This window comes from Dietzia sp. 2505, from assembly GCF_040546785.1.
Classification (GTDB): Bacteria; Actinomycetota; Actinomycetes; order Mycobacteriales; family Mycobacteriaceae; genus Dietzia.
Genome location: NZ_JBEPON010000001.1, coordinates 637,645 through 654,944, shown reverse-complemented (window position 1 = coordinate 654,944; position 17,300 = coordinate 637,645). Strand labels below are relative to the sequence as shown.

Below are 17,300 nucleotides of genomic sequence, written 5' to 3'. Positions count from 1 at the left end.
CCGGCGACACCTGAGGGGATCAGGCGACCTGGCAGGTCGCCGGCGGCTCGAGCCCGGCGTTGGTGATGAGTGCGCACGCGAAGGACTGCTGCAGCTGCCACTGCCCACCCTGCTGGATGAACTGCGCCTGGACGTTGATGTCCTCCTGGCCGGGCTGCATGATCACCGCGTTGGCGATGAGCGTGCCGGGGATGTCGCCCTCGGCGGCACCGGTGATGGTCACGTCGGCGCCCTGCTCGGCCTTGAGGGCCGCGATCTGGTCGAAGAGCTCGGGCGCCTCGGCGCCGCCCTCGACCAGGTCCACCTTCTCCTCCAACGGCACCGCCGGGTCGGAGGCCCGGGCGAGCAGCTGGGTCAGCTCCTCGGCCGTGGGCACGGTGGGGCCCTCCTGCTCGATGGCTGTGGGGGCCGGTGCCGTGTTGGGCCGGGTGTCGTCGTCCCCGCCGCACGCGGCGAGTCCGCCCAGGGCGAAGGCGGACAGGGAGACTGCGGCGATGGTCCGTCGAAGACTCACGCATGGTCCTTTCGTCGTGATGTGCAGCTGTCGGGCCGTTCACCGGCCCAACGGGTACCGGTGCGCCATTGTTCCACCGACCACGGCCCGGGTGGTTGACGACGGGTCGCGCGCCCACCACTGTGGACCGGGTGACCAGCGTCGAGACCAGCACCGATACCCCCCACGTCGTGATCTGCACCACCGGCGGCACGATCACCGCCTCCACCGTGCCGGGAGGGGTGGTGGTGGCGGGCGACTCGGATGTCGCCACGCAGGCCATGCTGGACGGGCTCCGCTCGGTGCTCCCGCCCTCGATACGCGTGAGTGCGCGAGCCGTGCTGGACGCCGACTCGTCCACGTTCGGCCCCGCGGAGTGGGACCGCCTGGTCGACGCGGTCACCGGCGCCCTCGCCGATCCGGGCGTGACCGGGGTGGTGGTGGCCCACGGGACCGATACCCTGGAGGAGTCGGTCATGGCGCTGGACCTCCACCACACCGACCCCCGCCCGGTGGCGGTGACCGGTGCCCAGCTACCCGCCGACCACCCCGAGTCCGACGGCCCCGCGAACCTCCTCGACGCGGTGCTGCTCGCTGCCGACCCGGTCTCACGCGGCCTCGGTGTCCTCGTGGTGCTGGGACGGGCGATCCTCCAGGCCCGGGGGGTGCGGAAGTGGCACACCACGGAGCCCGTCGCCTTCGCCCGCAACGCCCCGGACCTGCCGGTCGAGGGCCTGCCACCGGAACTCGAACGACCCACGCTCCCCGGCCGGGCCCGTTTCTCCGGCACCCGGGTGGACGTCGTCTCCTGCCCGCCCGGGTCCGACGCCGTGGCGCTGCGGGCCTGCGTCGACGCCGGAGCCCGCGGGCTCGTGCTCGAGGGGACCGGGTCCGGCAACCTCCCGCCACTGGTCGCCGAGGCCGTCGCGGACCTGGCGGCGGCGCGCCCGGACATCGTGGTGACGACCTCGACCCGCGTGCCGCGGGGCGAGGCGACGCCCACGTACTCGGGTCCCGGCGGGGGCGCCGAGCTCGCGACGCGGGGCGTCCTGAGCTGCGGGTACCTGCGCTCTGCTCAGGCACGGGTCCTGCTCACCGCGCTGCTCGCGCGCGCCGAGGCCGACGAGGTCCGCGCCCAGTGGTCCAGGTACCACCTCTACAGCTGAGAAGTCACCCGGGCCGGGGTCACCACCCGAGCGAGTCGAGCGGATCGGCGAGTTCCAGGGCGGGGTCGTCCTCGGCGAAGGTCCGCATCCTCCCGGGCCCGGTGACGGCCGTCTCGAACCGGACCGACACCCGGCCGTGGCCGGAGCCCTGGACCCAACCGTGGCCGAACTCGGGATGGCGCACGTCCGAGCCCGTGCGGAACCTCTCCTCCAGTCCCTGACGCCACGCCCCGATCGCAGGAGGCGCGTGGAGGCCGTCGTCCGCGGCCGATGACGCCCCACCCCCGACCGCGGCCTCGTCGTCGTCGGTCGTGACGGTGGTCCCGATCCCGACGATGTCGGGGAGGTCCTCGAGCTCGTCCTGGGCGGGGACATGCCGCGCACCGGGGAGGAACTCCTGCTCGAACAGCGCGTCCTGGTGGATCTCGGTGAGCCCCGACAGGCCCACGCCCAGCAGCCGGATCGCGCCGAAGTCCAGGGGATCGGGGGCCAGGGACCGGGCCACGGCGACGATGGTCTCGAGCGACGTGGTGCCCGCCGGCAGGGTGTACGAGCGCGTGATCGACGTGAAGTCCGTGCGCTTGACCTTGACCGTCACCGTCCGGGCCGCTCGGCCGTCCCCCAGGAGCCGCCGGTGAGCGCCCTCCGCGGACCTGCGCACAGCCCCGGCCACCTGACCGGCGGTCGTGAGATCCGCCGCGAAGGTGCTCTCGGCGCTGATCTGCTTGGCCTCGGCCCGCTCGTGCACCGGCCGGTCGTCGTACCCCCGCGCGATCCGGGCGATCGCCGGCCCCACGGTCCTCCCGAGCGCGTGGACCACGTCGTCGTCGTCCATCGCGGCCAGATCGCCGATGGTCGAGATCCCGAACTGCGACAGCCGCTCCCCCGCCACCGGCCCCACGCCCCACAGACTCCGGACCGGGAGCGGATACAGGACCTCGGTGTGATCGCGGCGCGGCACCACCGCGACCCCGTCGGGCTTGGCCAGCTCGGAGGCGATCTTGGCGTACTGCTTGCCCGCGCCCGCCCCCACCGAGGCCGGCAGACCCGTGGCCTCACGTATCGCCGCCCGCAGGTCCTGCGCCCACCGGCGGGTCCGCTCGGGGTCGGCGCCCCGAAGTTCCGGCGGTTCGAGGAACGCCTCGTCCACCGACACCTGCTCGACCACCGGCGCGTGCTCGGCGAACACCTCGAACACCCGTCGGCTCAACGCCCGGTACACCGCCATCCGGGGGAAGACGAACACGGCCGAGGGGCCCACGAGCCGCCTGGCCTGGTGCGAGGGCATGGCCGAGCGGGCGCCGCGGGCGCGGGCCTCGTACGAGCACCCCGCGACCACGCCGCGGCCCCCCACGCCCCCCACGAGCACCGGCCGACCCCGCAGGGTCGGCCGGGTGAGCTGCTCGCAGGACGCGAAGAAGGCGTCCATGTCCACGTGCAGGACCCAGCGGTCCTGCCCGTCAGCCATGCCGGCTCCCGTCTCGGCTCAGGCCCGGTCCGTGTCAGACCCGGGCCAGCGTCATCCTGACGCCCTCGGCGAGCTCGGCGGGCTCACCTTCGCCCGGGTCGAGCGCGTCGACCACCCCGAAGTCCGTGGCCAGGACCTCGCCGGCGATCAACCCGGCGTGACGGTCGGCCCACTCGCGGCGGGCCGCCGGGACCTCCAGGCGGACCCGGATGCGGTCGGAGATGTCGAACCCGGCGCTGCGACGGGCCTCCTGGATCTCGCGGATCCGGTCCTTGGCCCAGCCCTCCGCCTCCAGCTCCTCGGTGACGGCCAGGTCCAGCACCACCAGTCCGGCCCCGCCCGGGAGCGCGGCCGTCGACTCCGGGTCCGCGGCCACGAGGCGGTGTTCGTACTCACCCTCCTGCAGTTCGACCCCACCGGCGATGACCACCCCGTCGGCCTCGGACCAGTCCCCCGTCTTGGCGGCCTTGATGCACGCCTGCACCTGCTTGCCCAACCGCGGCCCCGCCGCGCGGGCGTTGACGGCCAACTCCATCCGCCCGTGGGCCGCCACGTCGCTCGTCAGGTGGACGTGGCGCACGTTGACCTCGTCGGCGATGATCCCGGTGAACGGCTCGAGACGCTCGGCGTCGGGCATCGCCACGGTGAGGGAGTTCAGGGGCAGGCGAACGCGGAGCTGCTTGGCCTTGCGCACCGAGGAGACGGTCGAACACACCGACCGCACGGCCTCCATGGCCTCGACCAACCCGGCGTCCCGCGGCAGCTCGTCGGCGGCCGGCCAGTCCGCGAGGTGGACCGACTCGCGCCCGGTCAGACCGGTCCACACGACCTCCGACATGAGCGGGAGGAGCGGGGCGGCGAGCCGCATCGTCGTCTCCAGCACCGTGTAGAGGGTGTCGAAGGCGTCGCGGGAGTCCTGCCCCGAGGCCTCCCCCGCCCAGAACCGGGACCGGGACCTGCGTACGTACCAGTTGGTCAGGGCGTCGGCGAACTGTCGCAGCTCGTCGCAGGCGGCGGCGATGTCCGTGGTCTCCAGGGCCTCGGTCATCGCGTCCCGGGTCGTGGCCAACCGGGACAGGATGTAGCGGTCCAGCACGTGCGGGGAATCCGTGCGCCAGGTGGCGCGCTCGGCGGCGTACAGCTGCAGGAAGCTGTAGGAGTTCCAGAGCGGCAGCATGGCCTGACGCACGCCCTCCCGGATGCCCTGCTCGGTCACCACGAGATTGCCACCGCGGAGGATGGGGGAACTCATGAGGAACCAGCGCATGGCATCGGAGCCGTCGCGGGCGAAGACCTCGTTGACGTCCGGGTAGTTGCCCTTGGACTTGCTCATCTTGAGCCCGTCGTTGCCCAGCACGATCCCGTGGGCGGCCACGTGGGTGAACGCGGGACGGTCGAACAGCGCCGTGGCCAGGACGTGCAGCGTGTAGAACCAGCCGCGGGTCTGACCGTTGTACTCGACGATGAAGTCGCCCGGGTTGTGGGTCTCGAACCACTCCTTGTTCTCGAAGGGGTAGTGGACCTGCGCAAACGGCATGGACCCGGATTCGAACCAGCAGTCGAACACGTCGGCCACCCGCCGCATGGTGGATCTGCCGGTCGGGTCGTCGGGGTTGGGCCGGGTCAGCTCGTCGATGTACGGACGGTGCAGATCGGTGGGCCGCACCCCGAAGTCGGCCTCGAGCTCGTCGAGGGAGCCGTAGACGTCCACGCGCGGGTAGGCCGGGTCGTCCGACTCCCACACGGGGATCGGCGCGCCCCAGTACCGGTTCCGGTTGATGTTCCAGTCCCGTGCGCCCTCGAGCCACTTGCCGAACTGCCCGTCGCGTACGTGTTCGGGCATCCAGGTGATGTGCTCACGGTTGAGCTCGACCATCCGGTCTCGGAACGCGGTGACCTTGACGAACCAGGCCGGCAGGGCCATGTAGATCAACGGCTGCCCGGAGCGCCAGGAGTGCGGGTAGGAGTGCTCGATGGTCTCGTGCCGGATCAGGCGACCCGCGGCACGCAGGTCGCGGGAGATGGGCGCGTTGGCGTCGAAGACCAGCTGGCCCGCGTACGGGGGCACCTCGGCGGTGAACTTGCCGTCAGGTCCGACCGGGATGACCAACTCGATGCCGGCCGCGTCGCAGGCGTCCTTGTCCTCCTCACCGAAGGCGGGCGCGAGGTGGACGATGCCGGTGCCCGACTCGGTGGTGACGTAGTCGGCCGACAGCACGACGTGCGCGCCCGGGTGACCGGAGAAGAAGTCGAACGGCGGGACGTACGTCAGACCCACCAGATCGGCGCCCTTCGCCGTCGCCACCACCTCGGCGTCGTCGCCGAACTCGGGCTCGTACACCCCGCGGCGGGCCTCGGCCACCACGAAGCGGCGGCCGGCGAGCTCGCCGGAGTTCACCTGCACCACGCAGTAGTCGATGTCGGGGTGGACGGCGGCGGCGAGGTTGGAGGGCAGGGTCCAGGGGGTGGTGGTCCAGACCAGCGCCTCGGCGCCGTGGAACGGGCTGGACTGCGGCGCCTCGAGCGGCAGGCCGACGGTGACCGCGGGGTCCTGACGCATCTTGTACGCGTCGTCCAACCGGGTCTCCTGGTTGGACAGGGGCGTCTGCTCGTACCAGGAGTACGGCAGCACGCGGAAACCCTTGTAGACCAGGCCCTTGTCGTGGAGCCGCTTGAACGCCCACAGGACGGACTCGGTGAAGTCGATGTCCAGGGTCTTGTAGTCGTTCTCGAAGTCCACCCAGCGGGCCTGACGGTGGACGTACTCCTCCCACTCGTCGGTGTAGCGCAGGACCGACTTCTCGCAGGCCGAGTTGAACTCCGCCAGACCCATGTCGAGGATCTGCGACTTCTCGGTGATCCCCAGCTGTTTCTCGGCCTCGAGCTCGGCGGGCAGCCCGTGACAGTCCCAGCCGAAGCGGCGCTCGACCAGGTATCCGCGCATGGTGCGGTAGCGCGGGATGACGTCCTTGACGTACCCGGTGAGCAGATGCCCGTAGTGGGGTAGACCGTTGGCGAACGGGGGGCCGTCGTAGAAGACGTACTCCTCGGCGTCCGCCCGTCTGCGGACGGACTCCCGGAAGGTGTCGCGCTGGTCCCACCGGGCCAGGACGGTCTCCTCGAGGGCGGGGAACGACGGCGACTGTGCCGTGGTACCGCCGGTGAGGTCGAGAATCGGGAACGCGCTACCCGTGGCGGTGGGCTCGGTGCTCATGCGGGCGGACTCCTCGCGGTACGGGGCCCGCACGAGTGTGTACCCGTGGGGCCGACAGGCCTGCGCTCGGGGACGATCCGGACACGGCTGGCGTGTCCGTCCGCGGTACCACCCCGTTTGACGACGACGTGCGACGCCCACTCGTGGGTCGGGGGCTCGGTCGGGCTCCCCCGTTCGGTTCTACTGAGCCGCCCCGCATCGGGACCGGCCGTTCTTCCGAGCGCTCCCCGGTGATGGCCGGATCGCAGCGCATCCGGCTCTCCGCCGGACATGGGGTGATGTTACCTGTCGGTGTGGGCGTCCGCCTCGTCCGCCACCTCTGACCGCTCCCGTCCGGAACCGTCCCGCGCGGACCTACCGCGGATGAGATCCATGACCAGCAGCAACAGGCCGAGGGCGCCGACCACGATGCAGGCCCACGCCCACCCGATCTGACCGGTGGCCACGGCGGCGACGAGGAAGGCGAATCCGAGGATCGTCAGTCCGAGTGCGGCGACGAGCATGCGGTCCTCCTGCCGTGGTGCGTGTCTTGGGGCGCACCGGCCTCCGGGGCGATCCCACTCACCGAATATACGTCGGTCCCCGCACCCTGGGCAGGGGCGGGGACCGGACGCGTCGACGCGGGTGGGCTACTCGGCGCGGTGGCCGCCGTCCTTCTTGGAACTCTGGTCGGGCGCACCGGCGTTCTCCGCCGGGGCGGCCGGGGCTGCCGACCCGGACTTCCCGAGCTCGGACAGCTGGTTCTCGAGGTAGCTGGTGAGGCGGCTGCGGTAGTCCTTCTCGAAGGTCCGCAACTGGTCGATCCGGCCCTCGAGCACGCCACGCTGCTGGTTGATGGTGGCCATGATCTCGGTGTGCTTGCGCTCCGCGTCGGCCTGCAGGGCGTCCGCCTTGGCCTGGGCTTCCTTGATCTGCTGCTCGGAGCGCGACTGGGCGTCCTTGACGATCCCGTCGGACTTGGTCTTGGCCTCGCCGAGGATCTTGTCGGCCTCCCTGCGGGCGTCGCCGACCATCTTCTCCGACTGCGTCTTGGCGTCGCCGACCAGCCGATCGGACTCGCCGCGCGCCTTGGCCATGAGCCCGTCGGACTCCTTCTTGGCCTCCCCGGTCAGCCGGTCCGCCATCTCCTGCGCCATCGCGAGAACGCGGGCGGCACGCAGGTGCGTGTCGGAGTTCGCCGCACCGCTGTCCTCGCTCTTCGCGAGGGAGGGGGTGGCCGCGGCCGGGGCCGGAGTCGGCGCGGGGGGCGCGGCGGCCGGCGTGGCGGCCCGGGGCTCCTCGACGCGGCCGGCACCCGAACCGCTCGCGGAGTCACCTGGGGTCTTGTCGGACTTATCGGCGGCCTTGCGGGCCTTCTCGAGGTCCTTGTTCAGCTCCTCGACACGCTGACGGAGGTCGTCGTTGTCCTCCACGAGCTTTCCGAGCTCCTCCTCTACGAGGTCGAGAAACTGGTCGACCTCGTCCTCGTTGTAGCCCCGCTTACCGATCGGCGGCTTTGAGAACGCGACGTTGTGCACATCGGCTGGAGTCAAGCGCATGGGATACCCCTCGTGGTCGTCTCGGGTGCCGGCCCGGCGTTCTCGAACCGGACCCACGACTTCATTACTACCTTAACGCGTGCCAATCTAGTCACATTCGGCCCGCGCGTCACCTGCGGCCCGCCGCGGGCGTCACCTACGGCCGCCGGCCCGGCTCACGCGACGCTGGCCATGAGGATCCGCAGGATCAGCTGGACCACGATGATGATCACGAAGAGGACGAGGACCGACAGATCCAGGGAGACCTGGCCGAGCCGCACGGGCTTGATCACCTTGCGCAGCGCCTTGACCGGCGGGTCGGTGATGGTGAACAGCCATTCGAGGATCACCGCCAGGAAGCCACGGGGATTCCAGCCGCGGGAGAATGAGGCGATCATCTCCACGACGATCCTGGCGAGCAGGAGATACCAGAAGACCTGGGTGATGATGTAAAGGACCAGCAGGATTTCACGCACGACATAACCCTACTGGCAGTGGTCGGAGCCGCGCCGCCGGCACCCGGTCAGGCGGGGTGGGCGCCCGGGGGTCAGCGACGGAACGCGCCGTTGACGGCGTCGCGGACCTCGGCCTCGGTGAGGTCCATCCCGGCGGGCTGCAGGAGGAAGGTGCGCTCGCGGTCGGTGACCTTCTCCATGCGGCCGTCGAGACCGAAGACCAGTCCTGCGGCGAAGTCGACCATCCGGCGGGCGTCGCCGGAGGCCATGGTGGACAGATCGAGCACCACGGCGCGACCGGCGCGGAAGTGCTCGCCGAGGCTCTTGCCGTCACCGAATCCCCGTGGACGCTCCACCACGGTCTCGGGCAGGGTCACCAGACCGTCCTCGACGAAGTCCTCCTCGGGCGCCAGCGCGACGGCGCCGCGGGTGACGGGCACGCCGCGCAGCGAGGCGCGGGCTCCGGCCTCCGCGGCGTGGTAGCGCCGCGGGCGGGGGGTCGGCTCGTCGAGGCCGCCGCGCTGCCGGCGGTCCGCGAGGTGGTCCTCGACGGGATCGAGGTCGGCGAGTCGGGCCCGAGGGGCCGCGTCCTCGCCGTAGCGGTCGGCCGCGTACCCGTAGTCCTCGCGGCGATCACGTGCGACGGGACCGAGGTCGTCGGTCTCGTGCAGCGCACGGGAGCCGCGGATGTCGTGGTGGACCGGTCGGTCGTAGTCGTCCAGGTACTCGTCCTCGTACGCCGCGACGGGCGCCATTCCGAAGTACTCCTTGAACCGGGCGATTGCGCTCATCTTCCGGGGACCTTCCTGATACGGGTCGTCGCGGGCCGTTCCTCGTGGGGAGAGGCCCCACGATGCTGGACCTCAAACTACTGGTCGCGGCCCGAGGATCGCCGTTCCGACACGCACGCACGTCGAACCGGCGGCGATCGCGGCTTCCAGATCGCCGGACATCCCGGCGGAGAACTCGCGGGCCCCCGGGTGGTCGCGCCGCAGCTCCTCCGCCACCCGGGCGGCGTCGGCGAAGTGGGCGGCGGGTGTCCCGTCCAGCGGGGGCACCACCATGAGTCCGACCAGCCGCAGGTGGTCCAGTCCCGCGACGTGGTCGGCGAGCCCGGGGAGGTCCTCGCGGGCCGCCCCGCCACGTGAGATGTCGCCGTCGAGGCTCAGCTGGAGCAGCACGGGGAGCTCCCCGGGGCCCTCCCCCTCCGCCGCGGCCCGTGCCCGACCCTTCTGGAGACCGTCCGCGACCCTGGTCGAGTCGACCGAGTGCACGCGGTCCGCCCATCCGGCCACCGCGGCGGCCTTCTTGGACTGGATGTGGCCGATCATGTTCCAGCGCACCGCCGCCGCCAGATCCGGCTCGGCGGCCGACAGGTCGGCCACCTTCGCAGCCGCCTCCTGGACGCGGTTCTCGCCCAGGTCCCGGACCCCCAGGCGGGCGAGCCGTACGACATCTGCGACGGGGTGGAACTTGGTGACGACGACGAGGTCGACGCCATCGCGACGTCCCGCGGCCGCCAGCGCCGCGTCCATCCGCTCCCTGGTCTCGGCGAGCCGTGCGGCCAACTCCTCAGATCGGGGATCAGTCACGGCGGGCGGGCTCCGGGCGGGGACATCGCTGCATGTCTTCAATCTATCGCCAGCGGCCCGGCCGGTCGCCAGCAGGTCAGAGCTGCCGCAGGATCACACTGGCCTGGCGTCCGGTGCGACCCTGTCTGCGGTAGGAGAAGAGGGAGTCGTCGGCGATGGTGCACCGCGGGTCGGTGTCCACGCGGACCACGCCGAGTCCGGCGAGCTGCCGGGCCAGGCCCGCGCGCAGGTCCACCCCGGCCGTCCCGTCCACGGTCCGGGTGCGGCTGCCCGGCAGGGCCGCCTCGACCTCGTCGGCGAGGTCGTCGGGCAGTTCGTAGTGTCGCCCCGCCGCGGCCGGTCCGAGCAGGACGGAGATCCTCTCGGGGCGGGCCCCCAACGACGTCATGGCCCCGATCAGCGAGGGGACGATACCGCCGACGGCACCCTTCCGACCGGCGTGGGCCGCGCCGATGACCCCGGCCTGCTCGTCCGCGGCGAGGACGGGCACGCAATCGGCGCTCAGCACGGCCAGTGCCAGGCCTGGCCGGTCCGTCACGAGCCCGTCGGTCGCCGGGACGGCCCCGCCCGTGGGGCGGGTGACCCGGGCGATCCGGGTGCCGTGGACCTGATCCATCCACACCACGTCCGTCGCCGCCACGCCTAGCCTGCGCGCGAGACGGGCCCGGTTGGCCGCCACCGCGGCCGGGGCGTCTCCGACGTGGTCACCGAGGTTGAACGAGTCGAAGTCCCCGGTGGAGGCGCCTCCGCGGCGAGTGGTGATGACCCGGCGGACGCGCCCGGGGCCGTGGGTGGCCACGGCGGTCAGTGCCGCATGAAGGGGGGGACGTCGATGTCGTCGTCCTCGTCCCGGCGGCGCGATCCCTGGGAACCGGCGCCGGGCTGACCCGACTCGCGGCGCTCCTCGCGACGACCGCCGTCGAGCGGGGTCGATCCGAGCCCGGAGGCCCCGCCGGTGTCGCCGGAGGCGCCGGGGACCTCGTCGTCGTCGAGGTGATGACGGCCGCGCCGCGGGAGACCCGAACCGGAGGACTGCCGGGACCCGCCCTCGAACCCGGCGGCGATGACGGTCACCCGCACCTCGTCGCCGAGGGAGTCGTCGACGACGGTCCCGAAGATGATGTTGGCGTCGGGGTGCGCCTCCTCCTGGACGAGCGTCGCGGCCTCGTTGATCTCGAACAGGCCCAGGTCGCTGCCGCCGGCGATCGACATGAGCACGCCCTTGGCACCCTCCATCGTGGTCTCCAGGAGCGGCGAGTTGATGGCGGCCTCCGCGGCCTTGTACGCCCGACCCTCGCCCCGCGAGGAGCCGATCCCCATGAGCGCGCTGCCGGCCCCGGACATGACGCCCTTGACGTCGGCGAAGTCGACGTTGATCACGCCGGGGGTGGTGATGAGGTCGGTGATCCCCTGGACGCCGTTGAGGAGGACCTCGTCGGCGGTCTTGAAGGCCTCCATCATGGACACGCCGGCGTCCCCGAGCTGGAGCAGGCGGTCGTTGGGGATCACGATCAGGGTGTCGCAGGCCTCGCGCAGGCCCTCGATCCCCGCCTCGGCCTGTCCCCCGCGACGCTTGCCCTCGAAGGAGAACGGGCGGGTGACGACGCCGACGGTGAGCGCGCCGAGCTTGCGGGCGATGGCCGCGACGACCGGCGCGCCACCGGTGCCGGTACCGCCACCCTCCCCGGCCGTGACGAAGACCATGTCCGCGCCCTTGAGGACCTCCTCGATCTCGTCCTTGTGGTCCTCCGCCGCCTTGCGCCCGACCTCCGGGTCGGCGCCGGCGCCGAGGCCGCGTGTGAGTTCGCGACCGACGTCGAGCTTGACGTCGGCGTCGGACATCAGCAGCGCCTGCGCATCGGTGTTCACCGCGATGAACTCGACGCCCTTGAGGCCCTCGTCGATCATCCTGTTCACGGCGTTGACACCGCCGCCCCCGATTCCGACGACCTTGATGACTGCGAGGTAGTTGTGCGGTGAGCTCATCGAGGCCCGGCCTTCCTTTGGGGGTGTCGTGCTCGGTTGCATGCTGTCTCGACGAAAGACTCTCGCCTAACTCTCACCCTCTACTTGAGGGTTAAAGTTGCTGGTCAGAGGCGGTTTCCGCCGTCGGATCACACGGTAGGGGCACCGGCCCCGCACGTCCACGAGGCTCGCGGGCGTGTCGGTCTACCGTGAGGCCGGCAACGCCGGATTGGAGACGTTCCAGATCTGCCCGGGTTGCTCGAGGACCATCTGCAGGGCGACCGCCTTCTCGTGGTCGCGACCCGCGGCCCCCCACTCCACGGTGCGACCGTCGACGAGGGTGAGGACGATCGACGCCGGACTCTCCACCTCGACGGACGCGATCTCCTGTCCCGCGGTCCCCCGGACCTCGGCGAAGACCGTCGACAGGTCCCGGACGATCCCGGGCAGGTCGGACCGGGCGCCGTCCCCCACGGTGAGCTCGGGGGTGCCGGGAGGCGGGTCCCCCTCCCCGAAATCGATTCCCTGCCCGTCCACCAGGTGCCGTGCGCCGTCGACCTCGACCACGACCAGTGCGGTGCGCTCGATCAGCTCGATCCGCAGGTTCGAGGGGTAGTCCCGCTTGACCGTGACCTGGTCCACCCTCGGGATCCCCGCCACGCGGCGCGCCACCGCGTGGGTGTCCACCTGGAGCAGCGGGGTCCCGGGGGACACCGCCGCGCGCTCGGTCACCGCCTCCACGGGAATGGTCCGGGTCCCGACGACCCGGACCTCCCGGACGGAGAACACCGGCAGGAAGTACAGCGCGATGTACCCCACCAGGAGGACGACCAGCGCCACTCCGAGCCCGATATAGATGCGGTTGGTGCGGCGACGTCGCCTGCGCAGCGTGGCCCGCACCGCGGGGTCGGAGTGACGTACCCGCTCGTCCGAGCTCCGGACGGCCGCCGCGGCGAGTCTCCGGTCCGGGTCGTCCGAGGCCGCCGGGTCCGTCGGCTGATCGAGTGGCTCGTCGGTCACCGCTGAGCCCCCTTCACGGCGTGGCCCTCGTCATGACCCCGTCCCGCTCCCCGCGGGCCCGGCCACGATCCTCGGGCCGAGCGTGGTGATGTCACCGGCCCCGAGCGTGAAGACCACATCGTCCGGCCGGACGATCCCGAGCACCGTGGACAGGGCGGCGTCGAGGTCGGGGACGTGGTGGGCCGGCGAGCTCACGTGGCGGGCGACGAGGCCGCCGTCGACACCCTCCTCGGGTTGCTCGCGCGCGCCGTACACGTCGACCACCACCACCTCGTCGGCCAGGGACAACGCCCGACCGAACTCCTCGGCGAAGATGCGGGTGCGCGAGTACAGGTGGGGCTGGAAGACCGCGATCAGGCGGCCACCGTCCGAGGCGACGATCTCCCGCCCGGCACTCAGGACCGCCCTGACCTCGGTCGGATGATGCGCGTAGTCGTCGAACACCCGCACCAGGCCACCCTGGACGGCTACCGTGCCCTTCGGTTCGAACCGACGGCCCACTCCCCCGAATCCGGACAGACCGGACAGGACGTCGTCGACGTCGATCCCGGCGTCCCCGGCGACCTCCCGGGCGGCCAGGAGCGCGGCGAGCGCGTTGAGCGCCATGTGTCGACCCGGGGTCCCCACGTGGAGTTCGCCTCGAGACCGCCCGTCCAGGGTGAGCCCGGCCCGGGTCCCGTTCGAATCGACGTCGATCCCGGCGAGTTCACCCACCACCGGCAGGTCGGTCTCGGGACCGGCCGTGGTGCGGTACCCCACCACCCGGACCCCCGCGGCCGCCGCCCGGCGGGCGCGCTCGGCGGCTCCCGCGTCGTCCAGGCAGACCACCAGGACGCCGGTGTCCGGGATCCTGGCGAGGAAGGTGTCGAAGACCTCGAAATACGCCTCGGCGGTGCCGAAGTGGTCGAGGTGGTCGGGCTCGGCGTTGGTCAGGATCACCACGTCGGGCTCGTAGTGCACCAGTGAGCCGTCGGACTCGTCGGCCTCGGCCACGAACACCGGATCGGTCCCGCCGTGGGCGTTGGTGCCGAACTGCAGGACCGTGCCGCCCACCGCGAAGGACGGGTCGGCACCGGCGGCCAGCATCCCGGCGATCAGCATCGACGTCGTGGAGGTCTTCCCGTGCGTGCCGCACACCATGATCGAGCGACCGGCGCGGGCGAGGTGACCCAGTACCTGGGAGCGCGTGACCACGGGGATCCCGGCGGCCCGGGCCGCGACCAGCTCGGGGTTGTCCGCGGGGATCGCGGCCTTGGAGACCACCACGATCTGCGGCGGGGAGTCGAGCGCGTCCAGCGCGGACGCGTCGTGGCCGACCCGCACCACCGCGCCGCGCGTCTCCAGCGCCCGGAGGTCCGCCGAATCCCTGGCGTCGCTTCCCGAGACCGCCACACCGTGGTCGAGCAGGATCCGCGCGACGGCGGACATGCCCGCGCCGCCGATGCCGATCATGTGGACCCGGGTCAGGGTTGCGGGAACGGACCCCGCCGTGACGTCGTCCCCGGTGGGTCGGGCCTCTGGTGTGGTGCTCTCGGTCAACGCCGGGCCTTCCCGGCGGCGTCGAGCGCGATCCGCGCCACGACCTCCGCCGCATCTCGTGAACCGCCGCTGACGGCGGCCGCGGACATGCTGTCCAGTCGGTCCCGGTCCAGGGCGAGTGGCAGGACAGTGGACCGCAGGTGGTCCGGGGTGAGTGCGGCGTCCTCGACGAGCAATGCCGCACCACCCGCGACCAGGTCGCGGGCGTTGAGGGCCTGCTCCCCGTTGCCGTGCGGGAGCGGGACGAACACGGCGGGGAGCCCCACGGCGGACACCTCGGCCACCGTGATCGCGCCGGACCGACACAGGATCAGGTCGGCGGCCGCGTACGCCAGGTCCATCCGGTCCAGGTACGGCACCGTCACGTAGGCGGGGCCATCCCCCGCCACGACCGGTGCGTCACCGAGATTCTTGGGTCCCACCGCGTGGAGCACCCCGACTCCGGAGTCGGAGAACTCCTGCGCCACCGCGGCCATCGCGGTGTTGAGGGACCGCGCCCCCTGGGATCCGCCCACGACCAGCACGGTCGGCGCGTCGGGGTCCAGCCCGAAGGCCGCCCGGGCCTCGGCTCGGAGGGCCGGCCGGTCGAGACCGGTCACCGCCCGCCTCACCGGATTGCCCACCACCCGGGCGTCGAGCCCGGAGTCGCTCACCGCGGCGAGGGTGGCCACCGCGAACCGGCTTCCGAGCTTGTTGGCGATCCCCGCGCGGGCGTTGGCCTCGTGGACCACGATCGGGACGCGACCCCTGGTGAGGGCTGCCGCCAGGTACACGGGGACACACGCGTATCCGCCGAAGCCCACCACGACGTCGGCCTCCGTCCGGCGCAGCACGTCGCGGGCGCCACGAACCGCGCGGACCAACCGGGTGGGCAGGCGGAACAGGTCCCCACCCACGCTGCGGGGCAGCGGCACGGGGTCGACCAACTCGAGCGGGAACCCGCGGCGCGGGACCAACTCCGTCTCGAGCCCCCTGGGGGTGCCGACGGCGGTGACGCGAGCGGCGGGGTCGAGCCCTGCCACCGCCTCACCGACGGCCAGGGCGGGCTCGATGTGACCCGCGGTGCCACCCCCCACGACGAGGACCGAGGGACCGTCACGGCGCGGCGCGGTCATCGCTCCCGTCCCCGGTGGATCGGGCTGGGACCGCCGGCGCCCGGGGACTGCCGTGATCCGGGGTCGGGTGCGGGGCGTCGGGGCTGGCGACGGTCGGCCTCACGACCGCGGACACCGCGGGCGTTGCGACCGGTCATGGCGGTGGCCCCACGACGACGATCGCGGGCGGTGTCGGCCGGGATCGGCATCGACTCGTACGCCGGGCCCGTGGGTGCCCCGCGCGCCGGGCGCGGGGCCGGAGCGGGCTGGGCGGCCCTGCGGGCGGCCGCGGACCTATCCCGGGCCGGTGGGTCGGACGGCCGTGCTCCGGCCGAGCGCGCTCCGGACGATCGGGCGGCCGACGGTCCCGCGGCCGCCGCACGGGCGGTGGACGACCGGGGTGCGGGTTGCCGGGTGACGGGCTCGCCGTAGCGACGGGCACCGGCACTCGAGCGGCCGGGTGCGTCCGAGGCCGGGACCGGGCGCTCGGGGGTGTACGGGCGCGGGTCCGGGAGGGTGAACCAGCGACGCCGACGTCGCTCCGGGGAGCTGAGGATCGCCGAGATCGCCTCGGGCTCGTGGCGGGCGCAGTTGGCGAGGAGTCCGAGGGAGGCCAGGGTCACGACCGCCGAGGTGCCACCGTTGGAGATGAGGGGCAGCTGGAGGCCGGTGACCGGGAGCAGGCCCACCACGTACCCGATGTTGATGAACGCCTGCAGCACGATCGTCGTGGTGATCGTGCCGGCCAGCAGACGACGGAACGGGTCGGCCGACCGCAGCGCGACACGCATGCCCGCCCACCCCAGCGCCAGGTACAGCGTGACGACCACGGCGGCACCGAACCAGCCGAGCTCCTCCCCGATGATGGCGAAGATGAAGTCGTTGGTCGCCTCGGGAAGGTAGAACCACTTGGCGCTGGACTGCCCCAGGCCCACACCGAACAGTCCGCCCTCGGCGAGCGAGAGCATCCCCTGATACGACTGGTAGGCCGAACCCTGGGGGTTCGAGAAGTCGCCGACGAAGGTGTTGAAGAAGGTCCTGACCCGCTCGAAGCGGTAGGCGAACGTCACGGCGAGCACGCCGAACACGACGGTGCCGAACGCGATCACCCACACGAAGTGCCGGGTGGGGTACCCGGAGAACCACAGCACGCACAGGAAGGCGATGGTCACCGCCGTGGCCATGCCGAGGTCGGGGGCGACCACGACGAGGGCGGCGATCACCCCGTACCCCACGATGGCCGGGAAGAGCAGGTCGAGCCAGTACCCGGTGCGGATGCGCTTGGCCACCACCGACGACGCCCAGATGATGAACGTGAACTTGGCGATCTCCGCGGGCTGGATCGCGAAGAAACCGAGGTCGATCCACCCTCGGGAGCCGTTGATCTCCATGCCCACACCCGGGATCAGCACGGCGATGAGCAGACCGATGGACACCAGGAGCATCGGCAGCGCGGCGGCCCGGAGCAGCTCGAACCGCATGCGCAGGGCCACCACGAACCCCACCCAGCCGATCGTGACGAACACGGCCTGGCGCAGGAAGATGTCGAACGGCGTGCCACCGCCGGAGAAGGCGAGGACGTTGGAGCTCGACAGCACCATCCCCAGGCCGATCACGGTGAGCAGGGCGGTGACCACCATGACCACGTGGTACGAGGTCAGCGGCGCACGGTTGATCGCGGCCAGTGGCGCGGCGATGCGCCCCAACAGATCGGGCCGGGTCGCGGCGCCGGCATCGTCGGCGTCGTCCCGGCGAGCGGGTTCGTGAAGTGCCATGC

General features: G+C 72.0%; 15 protein-coding genes. 1 reads left to right on the top strand and 14 read right to left on the bottom strand.

All coding sequences use genetic code 11. The features are described from left to right. Nucleotides 1-19: 19 nt before the first annotated feature. A complete protein-coding gene (locus ABIE38_RS02940; protein WP_354053928.1) occupies nucleotides 20-514 on the bottom strand; it encodes a WKL family lipoprotein in 495 nt (164 codons plus the stop codon). Between the two features lie 131 nt (nucleotides 515-645). Here ABIE38_RS02940 and ABIE38_RS02935 point away from each other — a divergent pair, with 131 nt between their 5' ends. Further along, nucleotides 646-1,659 carry an asparaginase gene (locus ABIE38_RS02935; RefSeq protein WP_354053927.1) on the top strand — a complete coding sequence of 338 codons (1,014 nt, stop codon included), beginning with the start codon at nucleotides 646-648 and terminating at the stop codon, nucleotides 1,657-1,659. Nucleotides 1,660-1,678: 19 nt separating this feature from the next. Here ABIE38_RS02935 and ABIE38_RS02930 read toward each other — a convergent pair whose 3' ends face one another. The 13 genes from ABIE38_RS02930 to ftsW all read right to left on the bottom strand — a co-directional run bounded on the left by ABIE38_RS02930 (nucleotide 1,679) and on the right by ftsW (nucleotide 17,298). After that, nucleotides 1,679-3,127: a DNA polymerase IV gene (locus ABIE38_RS02930; protein ID WP_354053926.1), complete on the bottom strand. Its 1,449-nt coding sequence runs from the start codon at nucleotides 3,125-3,127 to the stop codon at nucleotides 1,679-1,681. Nucleotides 3,128-3,161: 34 nt separating this feature from the next. Then, nucleotides 3,162-6,341, bottom strand: a complete 3,180-nt coding sequence (ileS, locus tag ABIE38_RS02925; RefSeq protein ID WP_354053925.1) for an isoleucine--tRNA ligase — start codon at nucleotides 6,339-6,341, stop codon at nucleotides 3,162-3,164. Between the two features lie 281 nt (nucleotides 6,342-6,622). After that, nucleotides 6,623-6,844, bottom strand: coding sequence for a hypothetical protein (locus ABIE38_RS02920; protein WP_354053924.1), 222 nt, complete (start codon nucleotides 6,842-6,844; stop codon nucleotides 6,623-6,625). Between the two features lie 126 nt (nucleotides 6,845-6,970). Continuing rightward, complete coding sequence (gene wag31 / locus ABIE38_RS02915) at nucleotides 6,971-7,879, bottom strand: DivIVA-like cell division protein Wag31 (RefSeq protein WP_354053923.1); 909 nt, start codon at nucleotides 7,877-7,879, stop codon at nucleotides 6,971-6,973. 155 nt (nucleotides 7,880-8,034) lie between these two features. After that, nucleotides 8,035-8,334: a YggT family protein gene (locus tag ABIE38_RS02910; RefSeq protein WP_354053922.1), complete on the bottom strand. Its 300-nt coding sequence runs from the start codon at nucleotides 8,332-8,334 to the stop codon at nucleotides 8,035-8,037. Nucleotides 8,335-8,405: 71 nt separating this feature from the next. Beyond that, nucleotides 8,406-9,104 carry a cell division protein SepF gene (locus ABIE38_RS02905; protein WP_354053921.1) on the bottom strand — a complete coding sequence of 233 codons (699 nt, stop codon included), beginning with the start codon at nucleotides 9,102-9,104 and terminating at the stop codon, nucleotides 8,406-8,408. 72 nt (nucleotides 9,105-9,176) lie between these two features. Further along, nucleotides 9,177-9,905 carry a YggS family pyridoxal phosphate-dependent enzyme gene (locus ABIE38_RS02900; RefSeq protein ID WP_354053920.1) on the bottom strand — a complete coding sequence of 243 codons (729 nt, stop codon included), beginning with the start codon at nucleotides 9,903-9,905 and terminating at the stop codon, nucleotides 9,177-9,179. Nucleotides 9,906-9,981: 76 nt separating this feature from the next. Next, nucleotides 9,982-10,704 carry a peptidoglycan editing factor PgeF gene (gene pgeF / locus ABIE38_RS02895; RefSeq protein ID WP_354053919.1) on the bottom strand — a complete coding sequence of 241 codons (723 nt, stop codon included), beginning with the start codon at nucleotides 10,702-10,704 and terminating at the stop codon, nucleotides 9,982-9,984. A gap of 5 nt (nucleotides 10,705-10,709) precedes the next feature. Then, nucleotides 10,710-11,891: a cell division protein FtsZ gene (gene ftsZ / locus ABIE38_RS02890; RefSeq protein WP_354053918.1), complete on the bottom strand. Its 1,182-nt coding sequence runs from the start codon at nucleotides 11,889-11,891 to the stop codon at nucleotides 10,710-10,712. 183 nt (nucleotides 11,892-12,074) lie between these two features. Next, nucleotides 12,075-12,890, bottom strand: a complete 816-nt coding sequence (locus ABIE38_RS02885; RefSeq protein WP_354053917.1) for a cell division protein FtsQ/DivIB — start codon at nucleotides 12,888-12,890, stop codon at nucleotides 12,075-12,077. 30 nt (nucleotides 12,891-12,920) lie between these two features. Beyond that, nucleotides 12,921-14,342 (bottom strand): UDP-N-acetylmuramate--L-alanine ligase, encoded by a 1,422-nt coding sequence (gene murC / locus ABIE38_RS02880; RefSeq protein ID WP_354054074.1) that lies wholly within the window; start codon nucleotides 14,340-14,342, stop codon nucleotides 12,921-12,923. A gap of 83 nt (nucleotides 14,343-14,425) precedes the next feature. Then, nucleotides 14,426-15,544 (bottom strand): undecaprenyldiphospho-muramoylpentapeptide beta-N-acetylglucosaminyltransferase, encoded by a 1,119-nt coding sequence (gene murG, locus ABIE38_RS02875; RefSeq protein WP_354053916.1) that lies wholly within the window; start codon nucleotides 15,542-15,544, stop codon nucleotides 14,426-14,428. After that, the gene (gene ftsW / locus ABIE38_RS02870) at nucleotides 15,541-17,298 is read right to left on the bottom strand and encodes a putative lipid II flippase FtsW (RefSeq protein ID WP_354053915.1); all 1,758 of its coding nucleotides are present in this window, start codon (nucleotides 17,296-17,298) and stop codon (nucleotides 15,541-15,543) included. The genes murG and ftsW overlap by 4 nt, the downstream gene beginning before the upstream one ends. Nucleotides 17,299-17,300 lie beyond the last annotated feature (2 nt).

Excerpts from the sequence above, each read along its gene's own strand:
- ABIE38_RS02920 (WP_354053924.1), bottom strand. The coding sequence starts at position 6,844 with ATGCTCGTCGCCGCACTCGGACTGACGATCCTCGGATTCGCCTTCCTC.
- ABIE38_RS02905 (WP_354053921.1), bottom strand. The coding sequence starts at position 9,104 with ATGAGCGCAATCGCCCGGTTCAAGGAGTACTTCGGAATGGCGCCCGTC.
- ABIE38_RS02930 (WP_354053926.1), bottom strand. The coding sequence starts at position 3,127 with ATGGCTGACGGGCAGGACCGCTGGGTCCTGCACGTGGACATGGACGCC.
- ftsW (WP_354053915.1), bottom strand. The coding sequence starts at position 17,298 with ATGGCACTTCACGAACCCGCTCGCCGGGACGACGCCGACGATGCCGGC.
- ileS (WP_354053925.1), bottom strand. The coding sequence starts at position 6,341 with ATGAGCACCGAGCCCACCGCCACGGGTAGCGCGTTCCCGATTCTCGAC.
- murG (WP_354053916.1), bottom strand. The coding sequence starts at position 15,544 with ATGACCGCGCCGCGCCGTGACGGTCCCTCGGTCCTCGTCGTGGGGGGT.
- wag31 (WP_354053923.1), bottom strand. The coding sequence starts at position 7,879 with ATGCGCTTGACTCCAGCCGATGTGCACAACGTCGCGTTCTCAAAGCCG.
- ftsZ (WP_354053918.1), bottom strand. The coding sequence starts at position 11,891 with ATGAGCTCACCGCACAACTACCTCGCAGTCATCAAGGTCGTCGGAATC.
- murC (WP_354054074.1), bottom strand. The coding sequence starts at position 14,342 with ATGATCGGCATCGGCGGCGCGGGCATGTCCGCCGTCGCGCGGATCCTG.